This window comes from Micrococcus sp. KRD077 (assembly GCF_017168505.1).
Classification (GTDB): domain Bacteria; phylum Actinomycetota; class Actinomycetes; order Actinomycetales; family Micrococcaceae; genus Micrococcus; species Micrococcus luteus.
Genome location: NZ_JABFAZ010000009.1, coordinates 144,055 through 154,891 on the forward strand (window position 1 = coordinate 144,055; position 10,837 = coordinate 154,891).

Here is a 10,837-nt window from a genome sequence, read left to right on the forward strand (position 1 = left end):
TCACCCAGCCGGCCACCCTCACCGCGCAGAAGCTGGCCGACGCCGCGATCGCCGGGCAGTCGAGCGTGCTGTTCGCCTCCCCCGCCGCCCTGCCGCCGGCCGACCGACTGCCCGGCTGGGACCCGGCGTGGTCCCGCCTCGTGGAGATCCGCTCCGCCGCGGACCCGGAGGGGACCGTGCGGACGCTGCACGTGGCGGACACCGGACCCGTGCTCGCGGCGGCCGGGGCGGAGATCGTCGGCACGATCGTGGCGGTGCACGGCAACCCGACGTGGTCCTGGCTGTGGCGGTCCCTGCTCGCGGAGACCGTGCGCCGGGCACGCCGGGGCATGGCCGCGTGGCGCGTCGTGGCGCCGGACCAGCTGGACATGGGCTTCTCCGAGCGCCTCGCGCACGCGGGCTACCCGTCCGCCGCGTCGATGGGCCGTGCCGGCGACACCTACCGCACGCTGGGCGGCCGCATCGCCGACCTGGACGCGCTGCTGGCGGCTCTCGGGCTGCGCGACCTGGCAGCCACCGGCCACCCGCTGATCACGCTCGGCCACGACTGGGGCGGCGTCGTGTCCCTCGGCTGGGCGGCGCGTCATCCGGAGCTGGTGGCCGGCGTCGCGACCCTGAACACCGCGGTCCACCAGCCCGAGGGGGCGCCGATCCCCGCCCCGCTGCAGGCCGCCCTCGCCGGGCCCGTCCTGCCGGCCTCCACCGTCACCACGGACGCCTTCCTCTCCGTGACGACCTCCCTCGCCACGCCGGCCCTCGACCGCGAGACCCGGGCGGCCTACCACCTGCCCTACGACGCGGCGGCCCGACGCGGCGGCGTCGGCGGCTTCGTCGCGGACATCCCGGCCGACCCCGGCCACGGCAGCCATCCCGAACTGCAGCGGGTGGGCGAGGACCTCGCCTCCCTGGGCCGCACCGACGTGCCCGCCCTCATCCTGTGGGGCGCCGACGACCCGGTCTTCCTGGACCGCTACCTCGACGACCTCCGCGACCGCCTGCCCCGCGCGCGCGTGCACCGTTACGAGCAGGCGGGACACCTGCTCGTGGACGACCGCGACATCACCGCGCCCCTGCTGCAGTGGGCCCAGCTGCTGCGTGGCGGCCAGCTCTCCGACCCCGCCTCGGGGCTGCCGGGCCCCGTCCCGCACGCCACCACCGACGCGGCCGCCGACCCGGGCCTGGAGGTGGACCTCGGGGAGGAGCCCGGAGCCCGCGATCCCGGGGTGGTCCGGCTCTGGGACCACCTGCGCGACTGGGGCGCCCCCGGCTCGGACCACCGCGAGTACACCGCGCTGGTGGACATGGCCGGCGCCCAGGCCGGCCGCTCGCTGGTGGGCACCGCCCGCCGACCCGTGGCCGTCACCTGGGGTGAGCTGCAGGAGATGGTCTCGGCCATCGCCACCGGGCTGTGGGCCGCGGGCATGCGGCCGGGCGACCGGGTCGCCATGCTCGTGCCGCCGGGCCGGGACCTGTCGGCGGCCCTGTACGCCGTGCTGCGCGTGGGCGCCGTCGCCGTGGTGGCCGACCAGGGCCTCGGCGTCAAGGGCATGACCCGGGCGATGAAGTCGGCCCGCCCCCGGTGGATCATCGGCCGCACCCCCGGGTTGACGCTCGCCCGTGCCCAGTCGTGGCCGGGCACCCGGATCTCCGTGACCGAGCCGGGCGCCGCCCAGCGCCGCCTGCTCGACGTCTCCGACTCGCTCTACGCGATGGTGGACCGCCACCGCGACCCGGCCGCGGGCGACGCCGTCGACGAGCACGGCACCGTGCTGCCCGAGCCCGCCCTGGACGCAGACGCCGCGGTGCTGTTCACCTCCGGCTCCACGGGCCCGGCCAAGGGCGTCGTGTACACGCACGAGCGGCTGGGCCGCCTCGTGGCGCTGATCTCCCGCACCCTGGGCATCCGCCCGGGCGGGTCCCTGCTGGCCGGCTTCGCCCCGTTCGCGCTGCTCGGACCCGCCCTCGGCGCCGCGTCCGTCTCCCCGGACATGGACGTCACCCAGCCGGCCACCCTCACCGCGCAGAAGCTGGCCGACGCCGCGATCGCCGGGCAGTCGAGCGTGCTGTTCGCCTCCCCCGCCGCCCTGGCGAACGTGGTCGCGACCGCCGACGGGCTCGACGCTCCCCAGCGCGAGGCGCTCGACGCCGTGCGGCTCGTGCTCTCGGCCGGCGCCCCCGTGCACCCGCAGCTGATGCGGCAAGTCTCGGACCTGATGCCGAACGCCCGGGTCCACACGCCGTGGGGCATGACCGAGGGGCTGCTGCTCACGGACATCGACGGCGACGAGGTGCAGCGCCTGCGCACCGCCGACGACGCGGGCGTCTGTGTGGGCTCCGCGCTGCCCACGGTGTCCCTGGCCATCGCGCCGCTCCTCGAGGACGGCAGCGCCGACGACGTCATCCTCGACCCCGCGCGGGGCCACGGCGTCCTCGGCGAGATCGTGGTCAGCGCCCCCCACCTGAAGGACCGCTACGACGCGCTCTGGCACACCGACCAGCAGAGCAAGCGCGACGGGCTGTGGCGGCGGGACGGCCGGGTATGGCACCGCACCGCCGACGTCGGCCACTTCGACGCCGAGGGCCGCGTCTGGCTCGAGGGTCGGCTCCAACACGTGATCACCACGCCCGAGGGCCCGGTCGGTCCGGGCGGGCCCGAGAAGACCGTCGACGCGCTCGGGCCGGTGCGGCGCAGCGCCGTCGTCGGCGTCGGGCCCCGGGGCACGCAGGCCGTGGTCGTCGTCGTGGAGGCGGCCGTGCCGGCCACGCGCCCGGCGCGACGCCCGGGTCACCACCGCGACGGCCGACCCAAGCAGGGCCTCGCCCCGACCGCGCTGGCCTCCGCCGTGCGCGCGGCCCTCGAGCCGCTGCCGGTGGCCGCGGTGCTCGTGGCGGATGAGATCCCCACCGACATCCGGCACAACTCCAAGATCGACCGCGCCCGGGTGGCCGACTGGGCGGAGGCCGTGCTCGCCGGCGGGAAGGCGGGTGCGCTGTGAGCGGCTTCGGCTACGACGTCGGCCTCGACGCCGCCGGCATGCCCGACCTCGTCGAGCGCCTCGAGTCCCGCCGCGTCCTGGTGACCGGCGCCTCGGGGCTGCTGGGCGCGGGCGTCGCCCGGGTGCTCGCCGATGCCGGCAACGACGTGACCACCCTGCAGCGGCGTCCCTCGGGCGTGCCCGGTGCGCGGGACGTGCGCGGGTCCGTGACCGACCCGGCCGCCGTCGAGGAGGCCCTGACCGGCGCGGACACCGTGGTGCACGTGGCCGCGAAGGTGTCCGTGTCCGGCCCCGAGCACGAGTACGAGGCCGTGAACGTCGAGGGCACGCGCATCCTGCTGCACGCCGCGCAGCGCCACGGCGTGCGACGCTTCGTCCACGTCTCCTCCCCCTCCGTGGCGCACGCCGGCGACTCCATCGTCGGTGAGGGCGCCGGAGCCGCCAGCCCCGAGCACGCGCGCGGGCCCTACGCCCGCACGAAGGCGGCGGGCGAGCGTCTGGCCCTGGCCGCCGACCGCGACGACTTCCGCGTCCTCGTGCTGCGCCCCCACCTGATGTGGGGGCCCGGGGACCTGCAGCTCACCGACCGGATCGTGCAGCGTGCGCGGGCCGGGCGGATGCCCGTGCTCGGCACGGGCGCTCCCCTGGTCGACACGCTGTACACGGCCAACGCCGTCGAGGCCGTGGTGGCGGCTGTGTCCGCGGCCGACGTGCACCACGGCGAGGCCCTCGTGGTCACCAACGGCGAGCCGCGACCGGTCGGCGAGCTGATCCGCCAGATCGCGCTGGCGGGCGGCGCCGCGGAGCCCGAACGCCGCGTCCCGGCGGGCCTGGCCCGGCGCGCCGGTGCCCTGATCGAGCGGGCGTGGGAGCGGGATCTGTTCGGGCTGCGGTCCCGGGGCGTGGGCTCCGACGACGGCGAGCCGCCGCTGACCGAGTTCCTCGCCGAGCAGCTCTCGACCGCCCACTGGTTCGACCAGCGTCGCACCCGTGAGGTCCTCGCGTGGACGCCGACCGTGAGCATCGACGAGGGCCTGCACCGCGTCGCGGCGTACTACCGCGACCGCTGACGTCCGCCCAGGGCTTTCGTTCGGGAAACGGCGCGGGTCACGCCGCTTTCGTTCGGGAAACGGCGGCGACTGCGCCGCCGTCGCCTCGGTGCCCGCCGTTTCCCGAACGACGACGCTCCTGGGGCCGCCGTTTCCCGAACGAAAGCGGAGGGTCAGGCGTCGATGCGCGCGCGGTCCAGCTCGTCGGCGTGGGAGACGATGAAGTCCTTGCGCGGGGCCACCGCGGAACCCATGAGCAGGTCGAAGACGCGCTCGGCGGCCTCCACCTCGGCGATGTTCACGCGGCGGAGCATGCGGTGGCGCGGGTCCATGGTGGTCTCGGCCAGCTGGTCCGCGTCCATCTCGCCCAGGCCCTTGTAGCGCTGGATCGGCTCGCGGTACGAGCGGCCCTCCCGCTCCAGGCGGGCGAGCGTCGCGTGGAGCTCCTGCTCCGAGTACGTGTAGATGACCTCGCGTTCCTTGACGCCGCGGGTCACCGCCTCGATCCGGTGCAGCGGCGGGACGGCCGCGTACACGCGCCCGGCCTCGACCATGGGCCGCATGTAGCGGAAGAAGAGCGTCAGCAGGAGGGTGCGGATGTGGGCACCGTCCACGTCCGCGTCTGTCATCAGCACGACCTTGCCGTAGCGGGCCGCATCCAGGTCGAAGCTGCGCCCCGCGCCGCCCCCGACGACCTGGATCAGCGCCGCGCACTCGGCGTTGGCCAGGATGTCCGAGACGGAGGCCTTCTGCACGTTCAGGATCTTGCCCCGGATCGGCAGCAGGGCCTGGAAGTCGGAGGACCGGGCCAGCTTGGCGGTGCCGAGCGCCGAGTCGCCCTCGACGATGAACAGCTCGGAGGAGGCGACGTCGTTGCTGCGGCAGTCCGCCAGCTTGGCCGGCATCGTCGAGGTCTCCAGGGCGTTCTTGCGCCGCTGGTTCTCCTTGTGGGTGCGCGCGGAGATGCGCGACTTCATCTCGGCGACGACCTTCTCCAGCAGCGTGTGCACCTGCTGCTTCTGGGCGCGGGCCGTGGAGGTGAGGCGGGCGGTCAGCTGCTTCTCCACCACTTGGGAGACGATCCGCCGCACCGCGGAGGTGCCGAGGATCTCCTTGGTCTGCCCCTCGAACTGCGGCTCGGCGAGCCGCACCGTCAGGACGGCGGTCATGCCGGCCAGCACGTCGTCCTTCTCCACCTTGTCCGACCCGGCCTTGAGCCGGCGCGCGTTGGCCTCCACCTGGGCCCGGAACACCTTCAGCAGTGCCGCCTCGAACCCGGACTGGTGGGTGCCGCCCTTGGGCGTGGCGATGATGTTCACGAAGGACCGGAACACGGTGTCGTAGCCGACGTCCCAGCGCAGGGCGACGTCCACCTCGCACGTGCGCTGCACATCCTGCATGGAGGTGCGCCCGTCCTCGCCGAGCACCGGGACCCGCTCCTTGAAGGTGCCGGAGCCCTGGATCCGCCACACGTCCGTCACCGGGGTGGCGGGCGTGAGGTGCTCCACGAACTCGGAGATGCCGCCGTCGTACTGGAAGACCTCCTCGACCGGGCCGTCGGCGCCGGGCGTGCCGGGTCGGCGGCGCAGGTCCTTGACTGTGATCCGCAGGCCCGGGATCAGGTAGGCGGTCTGGCGCGCCCGCGCCTGGAGCTCCTCGGCGGAGAACGTCGCGTCCTTCACGAAGATCTGCTCGTCCGCCCAGTAGCGCACGCGCGTGCCGGTCTGCCCGCGCTTGGCCTTCCCGACGACGTCCAGCGGCGAGGCGTCCGTGGACGGCTCGAACGGGGCGGCCGGCGACGGGCGCGACCCGTCCTGGAAGCGGCCCGGCTCGCCGCGCCGGAACGACATCTGGTGGACCTTGCCGCCGCGCAGCACCTGCACGTCCAGGCGCGAGGACAGGGCATTGACCACCGACGCGCCCACGCCGTGCAGGCCACCCGAGGCGGCGTAGGAACCGCCGCCGAACTTGCCGCCGGCGTGGAGCTTGGTGAACACCACCTCGACACCGGACAGGCCGGTGCGCGGCTCCACGTCCACGGGGATGCCGCGCCCGTTGTCCTCGACCTCGACGGAGCCGTCCGGATGCAGGGTGATCTCGATCGACTGCCCGAAGCCGGCCAGAGCCTCGTCCACCGAGTTGTCGATGATCTCCCAGAGGCAGTGCATGAGGCCGCGGGAATCGGTGGAGCCGATGTACATGCCCGGCCGCTTGCGGACGGCCTCGAGCCCCTCCAGCACGGAGAGGTGGCGGGCGTTGTACTCGGTGTTCGCGGGCACGGGGCGGGCCTTTCGGTGGACGACGGCGGCCGGTCCAGCCTACTCCGCGGGCCGGACACGCCAGGGTTCGGGCCGGACGTCCCTGGGCAGCCCGGCCCGGCTGCTTGCGTACGCGGGTGGCGAAACGCGGGTGCGGGGCGGGCGCGCGGGGAAGTTCCCTGCCATCCTTGCTGTTCCATGGGACAAGAGGAGGACCGACCCGCCCCACCGGCGTCGTCGCCCTCCAGCCCCGAGAGACCCGAGGAGGACACCATGTCCATCACCGCCGTGGCCGAGCCGGCCGCCCTCACCCGTTCCGACCGCTGCGACCGCTGCGGCGCGCAGGCCTACGTCCGCGCCGTGCTGCACTCGGGCGGTGCCCTCCAGTTCTGCGCCCACCACGCCCGCGCCGTCGAGGACGCGCTGCGTCCCCAGGCCGCGCTGTGGCAGGACGAGACGGACCGCCTCACCGCCGGCGCCTGACGCGCCCGGCATGACGAAGGGCCGGACCCCCGCGGGGGTCCGGCCCTTCATCATGCCGCTCCGACTCAGTCCAGGTAGTCCCGGAGCACCTGCGAGCGGGAGGGGTGACGCAGCTTGGACATGGTCTTCGACTCGATCTGGCGGATGCGCTCTCGTGTCACTCCGTAGACCTTGCCGATCTCGTCCAGCGTCTTGGGCTGGCCGTCGGTCAGGCCGAAGCGCATGGCGACGACGCCGGCCTCGCGCTCGGAAAGGGTGTCCAGCACCGAGTGCAGCTGCTCCTGGAGCAGCGTGAAGGAGACGGCGTCCGCGGGCACCACGGCCTCGGAGTCCTCGATCAGGTCGCCGAACTCGGAGTCGCCGTCCTCGCCGAGCGGGGTGTGCAGGGAGATGGGCTCGCGGCCGTACTTCTGCACCTCCACGACCTTCTCCGGGGTCATGTCCAGCTCCTTGGCCAGCTCCTCCGGGGTGGGCTCGCGGCCGAGGTCCTGGAGCATCTGCCGCTGCACGCGGGCCAGCTTGTTGATGACCTCCACCATGTGCACCGGGATGCGGATGGTGCGGGCCTGGTCCGCCATGGCGCGGGTGATGGCCTGACGGATCCACCACGTGGCATACGTGGAGAACTTGAAGCCCTTGGTGTAGTCGAACTTCTCGACGGCGCGGATCAGGCCGAGGTTGCCCTCCTGGATGAGGTCCAGGAACAGCATGCCGCGACCGGTGTAGCGCTTGGCCAGGGAGACCACCAGACGCAGGTTGGCCTCGAGCAGGTGGTTCTTGGCCTTGCGCCCGTCCGCGATGATCAGCTGGATGTCCCGGCGCTCGCGGTAGTCGTCGGAGGCCTCGTGCTGCACGACGTGCTCGGCGTAGAGGCCGGCCTCGATGCGCATGGCCAGGTCCACCTCCTGCTCGGCGTTGAGCAGGGCGACCTTGCCGATCTGCTTCAGGTAGTCCTTCACCGGGTCCGCCGTGGCGCCCGCCACGACCACCTGCTGCACCGGGGCGTCGTCCTCGGAGTCGTCCATGACGAACGCGCCCTTGGACTGGGCCACCTTCTGGCCTGTGGCGGCCGTCGTGCCGGTCACGGCCTCCGCGTCCATCGCCGGACGCTCCGGAGCGTCCGAGCCGTCCGCGTCCTCATCATCAGAGTCTTCGGTGGCGGTCTCGTCCGCCACCACGTCCTCCTCGACGGCGTCCGCGGCCTCGGTGCGCTCGCGCGCCTGGACGAGCTCCTCGTCGTCCTCGGCCTGCTCGGCGGAGGCGGCGGACGCGGTGGCCTTCTTGCCCCCGGTCGTGGCGGTCTTCTTCGCGGCGGTGGTCTTGGCCGTGGCGGTGGTCTTGGCCGCGGTGGGCTTCCGGGTCGCCTTCTTCTTGGCCGTCGGCGTGGCAGCGGTCTTGGTCGCCGCCGACTTCGTCGCGGTCGTCCGCGTCGTGGCGCCCTTGGTCGTGGCGCTCTTCGTGGCTGCCGACTTCTTGGCTGCCGACTTCTTGGCTGCCGTGGAGCGGGTGCGCGTGGTCGTGGCCTCGGAGGCAGTGGTCTCCTTGCCGTCCTGCACACCGCTGGTCGTCGAAGTGGTCACTCGAGGCCTTTCCGTCTCGTCCGCGGCCACCCGCGGATCCTTGCAGTCCATAGACACGTGACCCTGTCAAGTCGCGGCCTCGGACGACCGACGTCGTCCGGGCCCGCCGACTGCAGGGTCCGTGAGTGCCAACGACGGCTGAGACCGATCTATTCCGAACCCGGGAAACGGGCTGCGGTCGGCCGTGCCGTCGTGAAGCCGCATCATTCTCTCATGGGCGGCCACCGTCGGGCCGCCACGCGGTGGCCGGGTCGGTCGCCCAGCCTGCGACGCACCCCGCGGCCACGATGCGTCGCAGGACGGAGACGAACGGGTCGCCGGGACTCAGCGCCGCCGCCGCGGTCAGGTGGGCGTCCGCGTCGGAGCCGTGGCCGCGGGCCCAGCCGACCCACCCGGCCAGTGCCAGGGCCTGAGCCGCCACGGCCGGCGTCGCGACGGGCACGAGCGCGCGCAGCCCCGCCCGCAGGGCGTCCAGCCGGTCCCAGGCCGGCGCCCGGCGCGAGGCCGCGGTGAGGATCCGTTCCTCGTCCCCCGGATCCCCCGTGGCCGCGCCGGACGGCGCGGCGGCATGGAGCAGCAGGCCGTCGCGCCAGGCCGGACGCGTCAGCGGCGAGCCCAGCACGGCGGGTGCGGGCGCACCGCGGCCACGCGCCGTGCCGGTCAGCACCGGCTCCCACTGCGCCAGCCACGCGCGGCGTGCCGGGGGCGCGTCCTGCTCGGGCGGCCGCCACCGCGCGTCGTCGGGCCGGGCCGCGGCGGGACCACGACGCGGGACCGGGTCGGACACCGCCGCGCGGTCCCAGACCGAACCGCGGGTCATCAGGTGCAGGGACAGCGGCGCGGCTCGGGGGTCGAGGGTGCCCTCCTCGGCGATGCTGCTCCCCCACCAGGGGCGCGCCCGTCCGTGCGCGCACGTCCAGGCCGCGGCCAGGGGGCGACCCGCGGACGCCAGGGCGTCGTCGAGCGCCGCGGCCCAGCCGGGACGGGTCAGCGTGGCTCGGGCGCCGTCCGGCAACGCGAGGCAGAGCGTCGCGTCCGCTGCCGCGTCCCGCCGGCACACCTCGGCCACGGCGCAGGCCCAAGCGTCGACGTCGACCTCCTCGGGAGGCAGATCGACCCGCACCACAGCGCGCAGGCGCCCGTCGTGCAGGGTGAGGAGGACGAGGCTGTCCTCGGGCAACCGCCCGAGGGCGTGGCCGACGTAGGCGAGCAGGTCCTCCGGGCCGCGGGCCGGCAGGACGGGGGCGTCGAGCGAGGTGGGGGCTTCCATGCCGCCACCCTCGCCGACCGGGCCCCCGCGGTGGAATCAGTCCCCGTCGTCGGTGGACGGACGGCCGGGTCCGTCCTCCTGTGCAGGAGCGGACCCGCCGCCGGCGTCCCGCGCGGCGAGGTACGCCTCGACGGCGGAGGCGAGTTCGTCGCCGTCGGGCAGGCCCTGCTCGGTCTCGAGCAACGACCGCTCCTGGTCCTCGGCGTTCTGGTCGTAGTTGCGCTCCAGGCCGGCGATCATCTGCTGGATCTCCCCGGACCCGGAGACCTGGCGCTCCAGCTCGGCCTCGATGTCCCGCGAGGCGTCTCGCAGGTCGTCCGAGGGCAGCATGAGCCCCATGGCGGCCCCCGCGTACTCGAGCGCGGCCACGGCCGCCTGGGGGAAGGACGCCTCGGCCACGTAGTGCGGCACATGGACGGTGTAGCCCGCCGTCGGCAGGTCCGCCTCCTCGGCGCGCAGCTCGAGCATCTGCAGCAGCCCCGCGACGATGTCCGCCTCCGGGCTCCAGGTGGACAGCCCCTCGACGGCGTCGGCGCGGGACCCGTGCGTCGTGACCCCGAGCCGCCGCGTGTGCGGCACGGGCAGCGGGGCCGCGTCGAGGAAGGTGAGCGAGTCCACCTCCCACTCCTGCGCGAGGCCGAGCACGGCCTCCGTCACCGCCTGCCACCGGAAGTCCGGCTCGGGGCCGGACAGCAGCAGGAAGGGGTGGCCGAGCAGGTCCTCGACCAGCTGCACCTCGAGCGCGGGCAGGCGCAGATCACGGTAGCGGTCCCGGTCGAACCGGAGCCGGGGACGCCGGGCGCGGTAGTCGAACATCGAGTCGACGTCGAAGGAGACGACGGTCCGATGGGTCAGGTGCTCGTGCAGCGCGGCCCGCACCTGCCGAGCGACCCGGCCCGCGTCCATGTGCCCGGTCAGGGCCACGAGCATGCCCAGGCCGGGGGGCACGGGCGCCCCCTCATGACGGGTGTACAGCGGCGCGGCGTCCTGCACGTCTCGTTCCCCTTCCGGTGGTCCGTCTGCGGGAGAGTCGTCCCCGCCGCCCGGATGGCGACGGACGCACATCCCTCCCTGTCCTCTGGCGTCAGTCAACCACGGCACGGCACCCTCCTATTCCGCGCCCGCGCGCCCTGGACGGGCGCGCGAGCCCTCTGACTAGGATGACGCGGGACGGCCCGGCCCACCCCGCCGGGCGCATCCC

General features: G+C 74.3%; 7 protein-coding genes. 3 read left to right on the forward strand and 4 right to left on the reverse strand.

What is annotated here, in order from left to right:
- The first annotated feature begins 65 nt into the window (after positions 1-65).
- Positions 66-2,996, forward strand: coding sequence for an alpha/beta fold hydrolase (locus J1M39_RS03100; protein ID WP_206496462.1), 2,931 nt, complete (start codon positions 66-68; stop codon positions 2,994-2,996).
- A complete protein-coding gene (locus J1M39_RS03105) occupies positions 2,993-4,066 on the forward strand; it encodes an NAD-dependent epimerase/dehydratase family protein (RefSeq protein WP_036384625.1) in 1,074 nt (357 codons plus the stop codon). Before J1M39_RS03100 ends, J1M39_RS03105 begins: the two co-directional genes overlap by 4 nt.
- A 152-nt stretch (positions 4,067-4,218) precedes the next feature.
- Here J1M39_RS03105 and J1M39_RS03110 read toward each other — a convergent pair whose 3' ends face one another.
- Complete coding sequence (locus J1M39_RS03110; RefSeq protein WP_206496451.1) at positions 4,219-6,324, reverse strand: DNA gyrase subunit B; 2,106 nt, start codon at positions 6,322-6,324, stop codon at positions 4,219-4,221.
- A gap of 252 nt (positions 6,325-6,576) precedes the next feature.
- Here J1M39_RS03110 and J1M39_RS03115 point away from each other — a divergent pair, with 252 nt between their 5' ends.
- Positions 6,577-6,786 (forward strand): DUF7455 domain-containing protein, encoded by a 210-nt coding sequence (locus J1M39_RS03115; RefSeq protein ID WP_002858172.1) that lies wholly within the window; start codon positions 6,577-6,579, stop codon positions 6,784-6,786.
- Between the two features lie 65 nt (positions 6,787-6,851).
- Here J1M39_RS03115 and J1M39_RS03120 read toward each other — a convergent pair whose 3' ends face one another.
- The 3 genes from J1M39_RS03120 to J1M39_RS03130 form a co-directional block, all read right to left on the reverse strand.
- Complete coding sequence (locus tag J1M39_RS03120; RefSeq protein ID WP_205805457.1) at positions 6,852-8,417, reverse strand: RNA polymerase sigma factor; 1,566 nt, start codon at positions 8,415-8,417, stop codon at positions 6,852-6,854.
- A gap of 160 nt (positions 8,418-8,577) precedes the next feature.
- Positions 8,578-9,636, reverse strand: coding sequence for a DUF4192 domain-containing protein (locus J1M39_RS03125; RefSeq protein ID WP_012750911.1), 1,059 nt, complete (start codon positions 9,634-9,636; stop codon positions 8,578-8,580).
- 36 nt (positions 9,637-9,672) lie between these two features.
- Positions 9,673-10,629: a PAC2 family protein gene (locus J1M39_RS03130; protein ID WP_036314094.1), complete on the reverse strand. Its 957-nt coding sequence runs from the start codon at positions 10,627-10,629 to the stop codon at positions 9,673-9,675.
- Between the last annotated feature and the right edge of the window lie 208 nt (positions 10,630-10,837).